General features: G+C 72.6%; 14 protein-coding genes. 9 read left to right on the top strand and 5 right to left on the bottom strand.

The genetic code is table 11. The features are described from left to right. Positions 1-371: 371 nt before the first annotated feature. The 4 genes from ACH54P_RS16145 (at position 372) to ACH54P_RS16130 (ending at position 4,947) form a co-directional block, all read left to right on the top strand. Positions 372-1,274 (top strand): helix-turn-helix domain-containing protein, encoded by a 903-nt coding sequence (locus tag ACH54P_RS16145; protein WP_489913485.1) that lies wholly within the window; start codon positions 372-374, stop codon positions 1,272-1,274. 15 nt (positions 1,275-1,289) lie between these two features. Further along, the gene (locus tag ACH54P_RS16140) at positions 1,290-1,493 is read left to right on the top strand and encodes a DUF397 domain-containing protein (RefSeq protein ID WP_489913483.1); all 204 of its coding nucleotides are present in this window, start codon (positions 1,290-1,292) and stop codon (positions 1,491-1,493) included. Between the two features lie 159 nt (positions 1,494-1,652). Further along, positions 1,653-1,862: a hypothetical protein gene (locus ACH54P_RS16135; RefSeq protein ID WP_489913481.1), complete on the top strand. Its 210-nt coding sequence runs from the start codon at positions 1,653-1,655 to the stop codon at positions 1,860-1,862. A 61-nt stretch (positions 1,863-1,923) separates the two neighbouring features. Next, the gene (locus tag ACH54P_RS16130; protein ID WP_489913479.1) at positions 1,924-4,947 is read left to right on the top strand and encodes a helix-turn-helix transcriptional regulator; all 3,024 of its coding nucleotides are present in this window, start codon (positions 1,924-1,926) and stop codon (positions 4,945-4,947) included. Positions 4,948-5,078: 131 nt separating this feature from the next. Here the strand turns inward: ACH54P_RS16130 and ACH54P_RS16125 are convergent, their stop codons facing one another. The 3 genes from ACH54P_RS16125 to ACH54P_RS16115 form a co-directional block, all read right to left on the bottom strand. Next, positions 5,079-6,689, bottom strand: a complete 1,611-nt coding sequence (locus ACH54P_RS16125; RefSeq protein WP_489913477.1) for a succinic semialdehyde dehydrogenase — start codon at positions 6,687-6,689, stop codon at positions 5,079-5,081. Between the two features lie 109 nt (positions 6,690-6,798). Continuing rightward, a complete protein-coding gene (locus ACH54P_RS16120; protein WP_489913475.1) occupies positions 6,799-7,956 on the bottom strand; it encodes a hypothetical protein in 1,158 nt (385 codons plus the stop codon). Positions 7,957-8,050: 94 nt separating this feature from the next. Further along, positions 8,051-8,668 carry a TetR/AcrR family transcriptional regulator gene (locus ACH54P_RS16115; RefSeq protein WP_489913473.1) on the bottom strand — a complete coding sequence of 206 codons (618 nt, stop codon included), beginning with the start codon at positions 8,666-8,668 and terminating at the stop codon, positions 8,051-8,053. 104 nt (positions 8,669-8,772) lie between these two features. Here ACH54P_RS16115 and ACH54P_RS16110 point away from each other — a divergent pair, with 104 nt between their 5' ends. Beyond that, on the top strand, positions 8,773-9,924 hold the full coding sequence (locus tag ACH54P_RS16110) for an acyl-CoA dehydrogenase family protein (protein ID WP_489913471.1): 1,152 nt from the start codon (positions 8,773-8,775) through the stop codon (positions 9,922-9,924). A 13-nt stretch (positions 9,925-9,937) separates the two neighbouring features. Next, positions 9,938-11,074 carry a CaiB/BaiF CoA transferase family protein gene (locus tag ACH54P_RS16105; RefSeq protein WP_489913469.1) on the top strand — a complete coding sequence of 379 codons (1,137 nt, stop codon included), beginning with the start codon at positions 9,938-9,940 and terminating at the stop codon, positions 11,072-11,074. Here the strand turns inward: ACH54P_RS16105 and ACH54P_RS16100 are convergent. Continuing rightward, complete coding sequence (locus ACH54P_RS16100) at positions 11,071-11,601, bottom strand: GNAT family N-acetyltransferase (protein WP_489913467.1); 531 nt, start codon at positions 11,599-11,601, stop codon at positions 11,071-11,073. The two genes, ACH54P_RS16105 and ACH54P_RS16100, sit on opposite strands and share 4 nt — an antisense overlap. A gap of 253 nt (positions 11,602-11,854) precedes the next feature. Next, positions 11,855-12,628, bottom strand: coding sequence for a crotonase/enoyl-CoA hydratase family protein (locus tag ACH54P_RS16095; protein WP_489913465.1), 774 nt, complete (start codon positions 12,626-12,628; stop codon positions 11,855-11,857). A 103-nt stretch (positions 12,629-12,731) separates the two neighbouring features. On the opposite strand from ACH54P_RS16095, the gene ACH54P_RS16090 reads away from it, so the two are divergent. The 3 genes from ACH54P_RS16090 (at position 12,732) to ACH54P_RS16080 (ending at position 14,774) form a co-directional block, all read left to right on the top strand. Beyond that, positions 12,732-12,899, top strand: a complete 168-nt coding sequence (locus ACH54P_RS16090) for a hypothetical protein (protein WP_489913463.1) — start codon at positions 12,732-12,734, stop codon at positions 12,897-12,899. Between the two features lie 358 nt (positions 12,900-13,257). Continuing rightward, the gene (locus ACH54P_RS16085) at positions 13,258-13,740 is read left to right on the top strand and encodes a helix-turn-helix transcriptional regulator (RefSeq protein ID WP_285483327.1); all 483 of its coding nucleotides are present in this window, start codon (positions 13,258-13,260) and stop codon (positions 13,738-13,740) included. Between the two features lie 116 nt (positions 13,741-13,856). Next, complete coding sequence (locus ACH54P_RS16080) at positions 13,857-14,774, top strand: lytic transglycosylase domain-containing protein (protein WP_489913461.1); 918 nt, start codon at positions 13,857-13,859, stop codon at positions 14,772-14,774. Positions 14,775-14,989: the final 215 nt, after the last annotated feature.

The following is a 14,989-nucleotide window of genomic DNA, read 5'->3' as shown; positions in this document are numbered from 1 at the left end:
AAATCACCCTTACGGGCGACGAATAGTCAGAATATTCGTCGCCGGAATAGGGCATTCGGGCCGGGGAAGGGGCCCGGGACCGATCGGGGGGCAGCCCCGGACCCCTTCGTCAAATGACCGGGCGGCACTTCGCGCGATCATCGTCTACCCTGCTCAGAGGCCGGTCGTGGCCACATCGGGCGGACCACCCGGTGTGGTGGCACCAGCTCTGGCAGTGCAGGGTGCGAGGATACAAGAGCATTCTGCAAATTGCAGATCGGCGCCGGGAAATCGGGCCCGCGTTAATGCCCCACCAGGTCCACGCCCGGCTGGTTAGATACACAGGAAGCACGCGAACGGCCACGACGCCGTCGACATCCGGAGGTGCCGCGATGGCAAGGGGACAGAGCCCCACGGTTCGCCGCCGGAGGCTCGCGGGAGAGCTGCGCCGGCTCCGCGAAGCCGCGGACCTCACCATCGACGAGGTCGGCGAGAAGCTCGAGTGCTCCGCCTCGAAGATCAGCCGCATCGAAACCGGGCACGTCGGGGTCACCCCGCGCGATGCCCGGGACATGCTGGCCCTCTACGGCATCGTCGGCGACGAGCAGGAGGCGCTCGTCCAGCTGGCCAGGGAGGCCCGCAAGCGCGGCTGGTGGCACGCTTACAACGAGGTCTTCACCGGCACGTTCGTCGGGCTCGAAGCCGACGCCAGCTCCCTGCGCGCGTTCCAGGCCCTGCTCGTGCCGGGGCTGCTGCAGACCGAGCGGTACGCCCGCGCGGTGATCCGGGCCCTGCGGCCGGACGCCGACGAGGCCGAGATCCGCCGCCGCGTCGCCGCCCGGATGGCGCGCCAGGAGCTCCTGTCCGACACACCGCCACCGGAGTACTGGGCGGTGATGGACGAAGCCGTGCTGCGCCGCGTGGTCGACGGCCCCGAGGTGATGGCCGAGCAGTTGTACCGCATGATCGCGGTCGCCGAGAAGCCGAACGTGACCGTCCAGGTCGTGCCGTTCGGCGCCGGCGCCCACCCCGGTATGGAGGGCCCCTTCCTGATCATGGGCTTCCCCGAGCAGGCCGACCCGGACGTCGTCTACGTCGACGACAGCACGTCCAGCGGCCTCTACCTGGAGGAACCCACAGACGTCCGGCGCTACGGGCTGATGTTCGACCATCTGCGCGCGGCCGCACTGAAGCCGGACGACTCGGTGAACTTGATCGCCGAGGCGGCCGGACGGTTCGCCGAACAGGCGGCCGTACCGGCTCCGGTGCACCATCTGGAACCGAGGACACAGTAAGGAGTGGTGGGGACCATGGAAGACGGATTGTCCGGGGCGCGCTGGCGCAAGAGCAGCCACAGCGGTGGCGGGAACGACTGCGTCGAGGTCGCCTTCGTCGCCGGTGGCGCCGCTGTCCGCGACTCGAAGGACCCCGAAGGTGGTGCGTTCCGCCTGCCCGCGTCCGGCTGGCGGGGGCTGCTGGCCGCGGTGCGGACCGGCGGCCCGGCGCGCGACTGAGGCGCGTTTCGAAGACCCCTTACCCCCGCCGAGCTGGGCTCGGCCGGGAGTAAGGGGTCTTTTCGCGGTCAGGGCTGCGTGATCACCCGATGCCTGAGGTGCCCCCTCAGGACGAACCTGAGTGCTACCAACCGGTGAACTCAGGAACAGGGGAACACGATGCACAGCGATCTCATGCTCGACGCCGTCCGGGCCGAAGCCGCCTACCGGGCCGAGGAACTGCGGAAGGCCGGGCGCAGCGCCTGGGCCGCCCGCGCCCGCCGCGCCGTCCGCCACATGCGGGCCGCGCACACCGACGTCGAGGTACCGGCGCAGGAGCGCCGCGAGGCCGCGCGGGCGACCGCCGACGCCGGCAAGACCGCCCGGTAAGGGGCGGGTGATGGTGTCGAAGGCGATAAGCGGTCGGAAACTGTCGGTGGGGTGAGCAACAATGCTCCTCGTGCCCCGACTCGGCTCCGGAATCCCGCTCGTCGCCCGTACCCACGAGATGCGGCGGCTCCGCGCCGCCTTCGCCCGGGCCGAACGGGGCGAAGCCGGCGCGGTGCTGCTCTCGGGGGACGCCGGGGTCGGCAAGACCCGGCTGCTGACCGCGCTCGGCGAGCACGTCGAGGCGTGCGGTGCGCTGGTGCTCACCGGCCGCTGCATCGACGTCCGCGAGGGCGGTCTTCCTTATCTTCCGTTCGCCGAGGCGCTCGCCCCGCTGGGCAGCGCGACGGACCCGGCGGTCGCCGCCGCGGTGCGGGCCCGGCCCGCCCTGGGGCGGCTGCTGCCGCAGGGGCAGGGCGTCGAGGAGCCCCGGGCGGCCGAACACCCGCCGATGACCTCGAACGACCGGGAAACCATGGTGCGTCCCCGGCCGGAGCAGGATCTCGGTCAGCTGCAGTTGTTCGACGCGGTACTGGGGGTGCTGACCGAGATCGCCGAGTCGCGGCCCGTGGTGATCCTCCTGGAGGACCTCCACTGGGCCGACGCCTCGACCCGCAACCTGCTGTCCTTCCTGCTCAGCAGGCTGCGGGCGCAGCGGCTCCTGGTCGTGGGCAGCTACCGCGAGGAGGACGTGCACCGGCGCCACCCGCTGCGCGCCCTCCTCTCGGAGCTGGTCCGGCTCGCCACCGTCGAGCGGGTTGACCTGCACCCGTTCGGCACCGCCGACGCCCGCAGGTTCGTCGAAGCGCTCGCCGACGCGCCCCTGCCGTCGGACGTCGTGGCCGACATCGTCACCCGCTCCCAGGGCAACCCGTTCTTCGCCGAAGAGCTGCTCGCCACCAAGACCGAGTGCAACGACCTGCCCGCCGGGCTGGCCGAGGTGCTGCTGTCCCGGCTCGAGCGGCTCTCGCCGGACGCCCGCCGCGTGGTCCGCGTGCTCTCGGTGGCCACCGAACCGGTGATGCACGCCGCGCTCGCCGCCGTCTGCGGGCTGGGGGAGCTCGAACTCGACGAAGCGCTGCGCGAGGCCGTCCAGCACCACGTGCTGGTGGTGCTCTCGGACGGTTCCTACATCTTCCGGCACGCGTTGCTGCAGGAAGCGGTGTACGGCGACCTGCTGCCGGGGGAGCGGTCGCGCACGCACGCGGGGTACGCGGCGCGGATCAAGGCGCGGCCGCAGGGCCGCGGGCACGACGCGAAGCTGGCCTACCACTCGATGCAGAGCAGCGACCTCGTCACGGCGCTGCCGGCGTTGCTGCGCGCGATGGACGAGGCCGAGAAGCTCGGCGCGCCCGGGTCGGCGCTGCAGCACGTCGAGCAGGCACTGTCCATCTGGGACGCCGTCGCCCCGGAGGACCGGCCCGAAGGGGTCGACGAGCTGAAGCTGCTGTACGAAGCCTCGTACTTCGCCGGGACGTCCGGCGAGCCCGAGCGGGCCGCGGCCTTCGCCCGCTCCGCCACCCAGGCGCTGACCCCGGACATCCCGAACGACCGCGCCGCGAAGGTGTGGCGGCGGCTGGCGGACGCGCTGCTCGCGCTGGAGGGCACCCTGGACGAGGCGGTCGCCGCCATCGACCGGGCCTGGGACCTGGTGAAGGACACCGAACCCAGCTCGGCGCGCGCCTGGGTGCTGGCCAGCCGGGCCGGGTTCCTGCGGATCCTCGACCAGCCCGAGGCAGCGCTGGAAAGCGCGCTCACCGCGGTCGCCGACGCGCAGGCCGTGGGCGCGACGGGGGCGGAGGCGTCCGCCCTGGTCACCCTGGGCACGCTGGCCGATTCCCGGGGCGACGCCGCCGAGGCCCGGGAGCGGCTGCGGCAGGCCGAACGCAAGGCGCGGGACGTGGGCGCGTACAACACCGAGATCCGGGCGACCTACTTCCTCGCGTTGAGCCATGACGACCACGGCGAGTTCGCCGAAGCCCTGGAGCACGCCGCGCGGGGTGTCGCCCGGGCCGAGGAAGCCGGGCTGAGCTGGAGTGTCTACGGGCTGGAGCTGCGGGCGCGGCAGCTGATGCTGCGGTACCTGATGGGCGACTGGCCGGACGAGAGCGCCGGCCGCGCCGGGCGCGGGGTGTCCAGCGCGGTCGCCGCGCGGATCCTGGCCATCTGGTCGCTGTTCGTCGTCGCCCGCGGCCGGTTCGACGAGGCCGCGAAACTGGTCGCCGGGCTGCGGCAGCACTGGACCGCGGACATGCAGATCCCGCTGTCCGCGGGGAGCTCGGGCATCGAGCTGGCGTACTGGCGGGGTGAGCACGCCGAGGCGGTGCGCCGGGCCGAAGACCTCGTCGGCTGGCTGGAGCGCATCGAGCCCGGCCTGCTGGCCGGCATCCGGGTGGCCGCGCTCGGCGTGACCGCCGCGGCCGCGGCGGCCGCCGGTGCCCGGGTCCACGGCGACCAGGCCGCGGCCGACGCCGCGGTGGCGGCGGGCGAGCGGTTGGTGGCGCACGGCCGGATGTGCTCGGTCGTCGGGCAGCCGCGGTCGGGGACGCTCGGGCCGGAAGGCCGGGCGTGGCTGGCCCGCCTGGAGGCCGCGGCGTCCTGCCTGATCGGCAAGGGCGACGCGGAGAAGTGGGCGGCCGCAGCGGAGGCGTTCGGCTACGGCGCCGTGTACGAGCAGGCGATCTGCCGCTGGCACGAAGCCGAAGCCCTGCTGGCGGCGGACGGCGATGCCCGTGCGTCCCTCGAAGCGGCCCACGCGGTGGCGGTCCGCCTCGGCGCGATCCCGCTGCGCGACGCCGTCCGGGATCTGGCGCACCGCGCCCGCGTCGAGCTGGCGGGCGCGGAACCGGCGGCCCCGGCCCGGTCGGTCACCGACCCGCTGACCGACCGCGAGCGCGACGTCCTCGAGCGCGTCGCCCTCGGCCGCACGAACCGCCAGGTCGGCGAAGAGCTGTACATCAGCGAGAAGACGGTGAGCGTCCACCTGTCCCGCGTGATGGCGAAACTCGGCGCGAGCCGCCGCGCGGAAGCGGTGGCGATCGCCTACGACCGCGGCCTGTTGACGGCCCCCACCGCCGAACACGCGTGACGGGAGGGGTATCCCGGGGTAACAGCGGGGCATCATTCGTGATGGGCGAGGCATCGGGCTGATGCCCCGCCAATCACGCGAGATGCCCGTCCAATCACGCGTGATGCCCGCTGGATCACGCGAGTTCCGGGTCAGCGGGGGAGGCGGCGGAGGGCCTTGAGGCCGAACGTCATGCCGCGGGACCACAGCGAGCCCGGGATCCCGCGCGGCGGGCGCAGGGCCAGGCCGCGCTGCAGCGCGATCGACTGGGACTCCGTGTACTTCAGCAGGCCTTCGGCGCCGTTGCGGCGGCCGACGCCGGACTCCTTCATCCCGCCCATCGGGACGCCGACGCTGCCGAACGTCGCCGCGTAGCCCTCGTTCACGTTGACCGTCCCGGCCTTCAGGCGCGCCGCGACCTCCCAGCCCGCGCGGCCGTTGCGGGACCAGACGCTGGCGTTGAGCCCGAACGGCGTGTCGTTGGCCCGGTCGATGGCCTCGGTGACGTCGGTGTAGCCGTAGATCGACACGACCGGCCCGAACGTCTCCTCGGCGAACGGCACCATGTCCGGGGTGACGCCGGAGAGGACCGTCGGTTCGTAGAACAGCGGGCCGAGGTCGGGCCTCGGCCGTCCGCCGGTGAGCACCGAAGCACCCTTCGCGCGGGCGTCCTCGACGTGCGCCGACACCGTCGCGAGCTGGTCTTCCGAGGTCAGCGACCCCATCTGGGCCTGGTAGTCCAGGGCGCCGCCGAGTTTCAGCGCGGCGGTGCGGGCCACGAACGCCCGGGTGAACTCCTCGCGGATGTCTTCGTGGACGTAGATCCGCTCGACCGACACGCACAGCTGCCCGGCCGAGGAGAAGCACGCCGTCACCGCGCCGGTCGCGGCCTTCGCGATGTCGGCGTCGGGCAGCACGATCATCGGGTTCTTGCCGCCGAGCTCGAGCGAGTACGACGTCAGCCGCTTCGCCACCTGCCCGGCCAGTTCCTTGCCGGTCGGCGTGGACCCGGTGAAGCACAGGTAGTCCGACTCCTCGACCAGGGCGGTGCCGATCTTCGAGCCGCGGCCGAGCACGATCTGCCAGGTCCCGGCCGGCAGCCCGGCCTCCTCGGCGAGCTCGTGCAGCCAGAGCGCCGACAGCGCGGTCTGGTTGTCCGGCTTCTGCACCACGGCGTTGCCGGCGGCCAGCGCCGGGAAGACGTCCATCGCGGTGAGCGCCAGGGGGTAGTTCCACGGCGAGATGATGCCGACGACGCCCTTGGGGTGCCGGAGCTCGCCGGCGCGGGTCAGGCCCGGGATGACGCCGGCGACGCGCCGCGGGGCGAGGAGCTTCGCCGCGTGCTTGCCGTAGTAGGCCGCGACCAGGGCCGTCGCGCTGACCTCGTCGAACGCGTCGAGCCGCGCCTTGCCCGCTTCGATCTGCACGAGGTCGAGCACCTCGTCCTGCCGGGCGAGCACCAGGTCGTGCAGGCGGGTGAGGACGCGGGCGCGCTCGGCGGGGGAGCGGTCCGCCCACGCCCGCTGGGCCGTCCGCGCGCTCGCGAACACCGAGCGGACGTCGGCGTCGGTGGCCTGGGGCAGGGTCGCGATCGGCTGCCCGGTGAAGGGCGCGCGCATCCGGATCGGCGCCGAGTCCGCGCCGCCCGTCACGCGGGCGACGAGCTCGGCCGCCCGCGCCGAGCCGGGCGCCCCGGCGACACCGCCGACGGTCGGCGGCAGGGGGGTGGCTTCGACCGTGTTCGCGGGGGTGGTGCTGGTCATGACGTCTCCGTTCCGCGGCGTCCGGAGTCCGCGCGACGCCGCGCAGGGGTTACCGACGAGTACACCATACCGTCGGTACGTCAGATGTCCAGTCTGATGTGAAAAAGATTCACGTTTTGGGTGGGTTGAGGGGCGGGAGCTGGTAGTTCGGCTCGGTCGGCGACGCCGGTTCCTGCCCCGGGTGCTGCTGCGCCTGCGTCGCGCCGCCGTAGGGATCGTCGAGCCGCGCCGAAACCCCGCCCGGGTGCGCGGGGAACGGCTCGGAGGGCGCCGCTCCGGGCTGGGCCGGGAACGGCTGCGACGAGGGGTCACCGGCCTGGCCGGGGAACGGCTGTGGCGACAGGTCGCTGACCTGCGGCGGGAAGGGCTGTGACGACGGGTCAGCGGCCTGGCCGGGGAACGGCTGTGGCGACGGGTCACCGGCCTGCGCCGGGAACGGCTGTGACGGCGGTCCGGCCTGCGCGGGGAACGGCTGCGACCCCGGATACTGCGCCGAACCCGGGTGCTGCGCCGACCCGGGATACTGCGCCGCACCCGGATAGGGCGCCTGGCCCGGGTACTGCGGCGAGCCGGGGCCCGGATACGGCTGCCCGCCCGCGAACTGCTGCGGCGGCACCGGGTACGGCCGCGACTGCTGCTGGTACGGCCCGGGAGGCGGCCCGGCCGGAGCCGCCGCAGCAGTTCGCCGTCCGGAGAGCACGGCGAACACCAGTGCCGCCAGCGCGACGACCCCGCCGCCGAGCAGCACCCAGAACCCCGTCCCCGTCGCGTAGTGCGACCGGTACGCACCCTCGTCGGACTCGTAGCTCAACGTCGCCGAGACGTCCATGCCGAGCATCCACACCGCCGCGGCCACTCCGGCGCCGCCGGCCACCAGCGCCGTCCGGGCGCCCGAGCGGACCCCGGGGCGTGCCGAGCGCCGCGTGCCCGCGAACGCCAGCCCGGCCCCGGCCAGCAGCACGACCGCGCCGGCGGTGAGCGGGATGCCGTAGCGCGCGACGTGGGCGTTCTCGTAGAACTTCTTCGTTTCGTCGCCGGGTTCGACGTCGAAGGAGCGGGTCCAGGCGCTGATCGTCTGGCTGCTCGCGGTCTTGCCGTCCGAGATCTGCTCGAACGACGTCTGCGGCAGGAACGAGCCGGCCACGACGAGGACGGCGGCGAGGGCGCCGAGCATCCCGGCGAGCAGCCGGAAGAGCGCGCCCGGGTCGGCGGGCGGCTGGGCGGGTGGCGGCCCGTAGGGGTACTGCGCGTACGGGGTGGCGGTCATCGAAGCTCCCCTCTTTCCGGGGGATTGGACCACGAATCCCGCTGGGCGATAAGGGGTAGCGCTGCGCTGGTGCGTGCGACGCCCGCCGTGCTAGTCAGCTCGGCGCAGTGGCGGCGTCCTGGTAGAGCAGGACGGCGATCCGCTTCCACTCCTCCAGGAGCTGGCGGCGCCGGTTCGGGTCACCGCCGAGCTCGGCGTCCAGTGCCAGTCCGCGCGTGAGGTTCACGGTGAGCCAGAACAGCATCTCGGCGCGTTCGGGCGGGAGTTCGCCGGCGACCTGGGTGACGTGCTCGAGCGTGGCGCGGCCGAGCGCGCGGTCGACCGGGCGGATGGCCGCGCGCAGCTCGGGGTCGGTGCGGGCGGCGACCCACAGCTCGGTGACGGCGGTCGAGAGCGTCCCGGAGTAGCCGGTCCACAGCAGGTCGATGGCCGCGGCGACACCCGTGCCGCCGCTGGGCAGCTCGTCCAGCGACTTCGCGAGCTGGCGCCGCAGCTTCGTCGTCAGGTGCTCGACGGCGGCCGCCATCAGCTCGGCCTTCGCGGTGAAGTGGTGCTGCACCGCGCCCTTCGACACGCCCGCCCGGGCGCAGATCTCCTGCACCGAGGTGCGCGCGTAGCCGACGTCCACCAGGCAGTCGATGGTGGCGTCGAGCAGCGCCGTGCGGGTCTGTTCGCGCCGCTGCGCCTGGGTCCGGTGCGCCGTCTCGGTCACTTCGGCCTCCCCTTTACCTACAGGCCGGTACGGATGTACATTCCGGAGAGAACTTACATGCTGAACGTCATGTTTTCCAGCACTGCCCAGCAGGAGGGGTACCCGTGCCGCTGCAACTGCCGAAGAGCTCGTGGAGCACGACCGAGCTCGAAGACCTCCGCGAGCTGTCGCGGTCGTTCCTGCAGAAGGAGGCCGTCCCGCACCAGGAACGCTGGGCGGCGGAGAAGAAGGTCGACCGCGAGCTGTGGACGAAGGCCGGCGACGTCGGCCTGCTGTGCCTGTCCATCCCCGAGGAGTACGGCGGGGGCGGCGGCACCTTCGCCCACGAAGCCGTGCTCTACGAAGAGCAGGCCCGGTCCGGCGACAGCGCGTGGGGCGTCACCGTCCACAACGGAATCGTCGCGCACTACATCCTCGCGTACGCCGCGGAGGAGAAGAAGCGGGAGTGGCTGCCGAAGCTGGCCAGCGGCGAGATGGTCGGCGCGATCGCGATGACCGAGCCCGGCACCGGCTCCGATCTGCAGGGCATCAAGACTCGCGCAGTCCGCGACGGCGACCACTACGTCCTCAACGGCGCGAAGACCTTCATCACCAACGGGTTCCACGCCGACCTCGTCGTCGTCGCCTGCAAGACCGACCCCGACGCGGGCGCGCAGGGCGTCTCGCTGATCGTGGTCGAGACCGACACGCCGGGCTTCCGGCGCGGCCGCGTCCTCGACAAGGTCGGGATGAAGGGCCAGGACACCGCCGAGCTGTTCTTCGACGACGTCCGCGTGCCCGCCGCCAACCTCCTCGGCGACGCCGAGGGCCAGGGCTTCATCCAGCTGATGCTGCAGCTGCCCCAGGAACGGCTGATCATCGCCGTCACCGCGGTGGCCGGGCTGGAGGCGGCGGTCGACCTCACGCTCGAGTACACCAAGGAGCGCACGGCGTTCGGCCGTCCCATCTTCTCCTTCCAGAACACCAAGTTCACCCTCGCCGAGGCGGCCACGGAAGCGGCCGTCGCGCGGGCGTTCCTCGACCAGTGCATCGAACGGCACCTCAAGGGCGAGCTCGACGTCCAGGGCGCGGCGATGGCGAAGCTGTGGACCACCGAGCGGGTCAACAAGGTGATCGACGACTGCGTGCAGCTCTTCGGCGGCTACGGCTACATGACCGAGTACCCGATCGCGCGGGCCTGGGCCGACGTCCGGATTTCCCGGATCTTCGGTGGCACCAGCGAGATCATGAAGGAAATCATCTCCCGCTCGCTCTGAAAGGACCTCGGTCATGAAAGCAGGTCCGCTCAGCGGCCTGAAGGTGGTCGAACTCGCCGGGCTCGCCCCGGGGCCGTTCGCCACGATGATCCTCGCCGACCTCGGCGCCGACGTCGTCCGCGTCGACCGCGCGCAGCCGGGGGAGGACGTGCTCGGCATCCAGACCGACCCCCTCGCGCGCGGCCGCCGGTCCGTCGGCATCAACACCAAGACACCCGAAGGCGTCGAACTGGTGCTGAAGCTGTGCGACACCGCCGACGTGCTCATCGAGGGCTTCCGCCCGGGCGTCGCCGAGCGGATCGGGCTCGGCCCGGACGTCGTGCACGCCCGCAACCCCCGCCTGGTCTACGGCCGGATGACCGGCTGGGGCCAGGACGGCCCGCTCGCTTCGGCCGCCGGGCACGACATCAACTACATCGGCATCGCCGGCGCGCTCGAACCGATCGGGCGCGCGGGCGAGCGGCCCGTGCCGCCGCTCAACCTCATCGGCGACTTCGGCGGCGGCGGGCTGCTGCTCGCGATGGGCGTCCTGGCCGCGCTGTACGAACGGAACACCTCGGGCCGGGGCCAGGTCGTCGACGCGTCGATGGTCGACGGCGCCGCGCTGCTCACCACGAGCCTGCACGGCATCAAGGCGGCCGGCCTGTGGTCCGACGAGCGCGGCGAGAACATGCTTGACGGCGGCGCGCCGTTCTACGACACCTACGAGACCGCGGACGGCAAGTACGTCGCCGTCGGCGCGATCGAGATGCGGTTCTGGGGCGAACTCGTCAAGGTCCTCGAGCTGGATCCGGCGGAGCTGCCGCTGCACATCGACAAGTCGCAGTGGCCGCGCCTTCGCGAGATCGTGGCGGGGGCGATCGCGAAGCACACGCGGGACGAGCTCGTCGCGCGCGCCGAAGGCACCGACGCGTGCCTGACGCCGGTGCTGTCGCCGGAGGAAGCCGCGTCGCACCCGCACAACGCGGCGCGCGGCACCTTCGTCGACATCGGCGGCATGGTCCAGCCGGCCCCGGCGCCGCGGTTCGACCGGACTCCGCCGGAGACGCCGGAAGCCCCGCACGCCAAGGGATCCGACACCGAAGCCGTGCTGGCCGAACTGGGCGTCACGGACCTCGGCGCCCTGCGTTCGGCGGGCGTGATCGCCTAGCTCTTCGCCAGGTCGGAGCGCACGACCGAGTAGATGACGTGGTCGCGCCACTCGCCGTCTCGGAAGTCGTACCCGCGAAGGACGCCTTCGCGGGTGAAGCCGGCTTTCTCGAGCGAGCGCTGTTCGGCGCGGTTGCCCACCTCGGTCGTCGCTTCGACCCGGTTGAGCTGCGTGTGCGCGAAGAGGTATTCGACGAGCCGGCGCTGGGCTTCGGTGCCGTAGCCGTGGCCACGGGCTTCCGGCGCCAGCACCAGGCCCATGTTCCAGCAGAAGGAGGCCGGCCCGGTGCGGCTGCGGTGCCAGGAGACGAGGCCGAGCACGCGGCCGCCGAGCGTCGGCACCAGCATGCCGCTGTCGGTGGTGAGCATCCCGGTCTCGTGCCAGCGGCGGCGCAGGTAACCAGGGTCGTGCCAGCCGAACCACTGGTGCTCGCCCGCCGCGACGGGATCGTTGGTCAGCTCCTCCAGCAGCTCGAGATCGGTCTCGGCCACCGGGCGGAGCGTGACTCTGGAGACGTCGTCGTCCATCCGGCGACCTTATCGGCCGCTTGACCGGAATCGCGCCGGCCATCCGGGATCCAGCCGAACGGGCGGCGGCCGGGCACGGAGAGGAATCACGCGTGATCGGGCGGGCCGCACGCGTGATCGGGCGGGCATCGCGGGTGACTGGGCAGGCATCGCGCGTGACTGGGCGGGCGTCGGCGTGATGCGCCTCCAGTCACGCATGATGCCCCGCCGATCACGGGTGATGCCGCTCCGGTCACGCGTGAAGCCCCTCGGGTCACGCGAAACTGCCGTGGCGGCCTTCGCCGCCCGCGAACCTGGCCGCGCCGTCGACCGCTTCCGCGGCCAGGGTTCCCGCCCCCATCGCCGCGGCGAACTCCGCCGTCAGCGCGTCCTCTTCGGACTTCCCCCACTGCCCGAGCGCCGAAAGCCGGTCACCCCGCAGGCACGTCTGCGGGAACGCCGCGAGCTCCCGCGCCAGCTGCTGCGCCGCGGACACCGCTTCGCCCGCCGGGACCAGGCGGTTCGCCAGACCGATCTCCATCGCCTCGGCCGCCTCGACCGGTCGTCCGGTGAGGATCAGGTCCATCGCCCGCGACTGGCCGATCAGCCGGGGCAGCCGCACGGTGCCGCCGTCGATCAGCGGCACGCCCCAGCGGCGGCAGAACACCCCGAACACCGCCGTGGCGTCGGCGACCCGCAGGTCGCACCACAGCGCCAGCTCGAGCCCGCCCGCGACGGCGGGTCCGTGCACCGCCGCGATCACCGGCTTGCCGAGCGCCATCCGGGTCGGTCCCATCGGGCCGTCCCCGTCCGGGTGAGTCCGGTTCATCCGGTCGGTGCCGATCGCCTTGAGATCGGCCCCCGCGCAGAACGCGCCACCGGCGCCAGTGAGCACGGCGACGGCGGCGTCCGGGTCGGCGTCGAAGGCGCGGAAGGCGTCGGCCAGCTCCGCGGCGGTCGGCCCGTCGACGGCGTTGCGGGCGGCCGGGCGGTCGATGGTGATCGTCGTCACCGCGCCGTCCCGCTCGACCAGCACGTTTCGGGTCATCGCCGCTCCTAGGGGTTGGTGAGGGTGTCTTCCGGGCAAGCGTTCCCTAGAGTATTGGCGTGGCCACTCCCAGGACGGGGACGGCGAGCCGGGGAGGAAGCACATGTCGAGCGGCGTGAAGAAAGTGCTCATCGTGGGCGTGGTCGCGCTCGTGCTGTTCTTCCTGATCACCCAGCCCACCCAGTCCGCCGAGTTCGTGCACCGCGTCCTCGGGTGGCTCAAGGACGGCGCCGAAGCGATCGTCACGTTCTTCCGGACGCTCTTCTCCTGACCTCTTGCCCCGGGCACCGGCACCGCTTCGGCGGCGCCGGTGGCTACCGTCCGTGTTAGCGGACGGTAAATCACCCAGCGTCACCAATCCCGGATTTCGGACCCCGGCACTCGACCATCCGGGTGGATTGCGGCTCAAAACACGCAGGTCGGCGAATTCATGGCACCCGGGGTCTGGCGAAGGAGACCACCCCGGCCCTACGGTGCTCACATTGCGTGATCGGGTGGTTCGCCATCCCCCCGGAGAACCCCGGTACGCAGGCAGTTTCCACTCAGCAAGGTGCAGGTTGGTGCGTGCGGCACCACCGCGTGGGACAGGCGTCAGGGCCTGTCCGTCGGGGACCTACAAGGAGGCAGGGATGACCGGAGATCCCGGAGTGGACGCGCTGATCCGGCAATGGGCCGCGGAGCGCGAGCAGACCCCCGAGGAGCAGGAGGTCGACCGCATCGCGTCCGCGTGGCTGGCCGACGCGCCGGCGCAGGCACCGGGCATCCCCGGCCAGCGCGCCCGATCCGGGCAGCAGCGGTTCGTCCCGGTCGAATCGGCCGATCCCGGCTACCTCGACGCCATGCGCCGCCGGCTGCCGGAGGTGCCCGAAGAGCTTCTCACCGCCGCCGCGGGCTGGTGGCAGATGGTCGGCGGCGTCGCCGAGGCCGAGGAGTGGTGGGACGCCGGTCTCAGCCCGCTCGACCAGCGGGCCCTCGACTACCGGGCGGCCGGGCTCGCGCCGTCCGACCTGAGCCGGCGGCTCGGGCCGATGACCGTCCTGCAGCACCTGCGCCGCGGCAGTGCCCCGGCCTGGTGCGTGGCGCGGCTCGCGCGTCAGCAGAAGTCCGCCTGACGTTTCACACGGCCGGGTGAACCGGCGTGGTGAGAGGATTTCGGCGACCCGCGTAACGATAACCTGCGCGGGCTCGTTGAGCAGTCGTCGACATCACGCCGGAGGACCGGAGTTTCGTGCGCAGGAGTACCGGAAAGACCGAGGACGACCGGATCGACGACGTCGATGAAGCCGCCCCCGCCGCACCGGCACCGGCGCCGCGCTCCGCGGGCGTGGCCGTGCTCACCCGGCTGATCGTGGTCCTCGCCGTGCTGGCCGTGGCCGGTGGCGGGATCTGGCTCGTCACCCGGGTGGCGACGCCCGAGGCGAGCCCGCTCACCACCGAAATCCCCGCCCTGCAGGTCAAGGCCGCCGACGTCCGGCCGGGTTCGGTCGCCCCCGCCGGGGGCGCCGTGGCGGGCGGGGCCGAGCAGCAGACCGCTCCGCAGGCGGCGCGCCCGCGCAACACCGGCCCGGCAACCCTTTCGCAGTGGGCGAGCCAGGTCGCCGCGGTCAGCGGCGTCCCGGCGCGAGCGCTGGCGGCGTACGGCAACGCCGAGCTGGCGATGCGCGCGGACCAGCCGAAGTGCCAGATCTCCTGGGCGACGCTCGCCGGCATCGGCCGGATCGAGTCCAACCACGGCCAGTACGCCGGCGCGGTCCTCGGCGCGGACGGGCGGCCGTCGAAGCCGATCGTCGGCGTCCCGCTCGACGGTTCCGCCGGGGTTCAGGCCATCGGCGACACCGACGGAGGCCGCTACGACGGCGACGCGGGCGTCGACCGGGCGGTCGGCCCGATGCAGTTCATCCCGGGCACGTGGCGCAAGTGGGCCTCCGACGGCAACGGCGACGGCCTCGGCGACCCCCAGCAGATCGACGACGCAGCCCTGGCGGCGGCCCGCTACCTGTGCGCGGGCGGCCGCGACATGGCGAGCCCCTCGGGCTGGTGGGCGGGGATCTTGTCGTACAACAACTCGACGGAGTACGCCCAGAAGGTGTTCGGCCTGGCGGACGGCTACGCGAAGGCGGCCCAGTCGGTGCGGAAGCAGGGCTGAGAATCCTCCACCGCAGTCCCCTCCCATCCCAGGGGGCTGACCCCGGATCCAGTCTATCGGCCCCCACCGACCAACAGCCCGATCGCAGCCGGGACGTTCGAAGCCCGCGGCAACGATCGGGGCCGGGGACGATCGAAGTCCCCGGCAACGACCGAAGCCGGGTACGTTCGAAGCCTCCAGCAGAGATCGAAGCCGAGACGACCGAGACCCCGGCC

This window comes from Amycolatopsis sp. N2S4-7 (assembly GCF_058119595.1).
The sequence above is the reverse complement of the archived record's forward strand: the minus strand, read 5'-3'. Positions and strand labels throughout refer to the sequence as shown.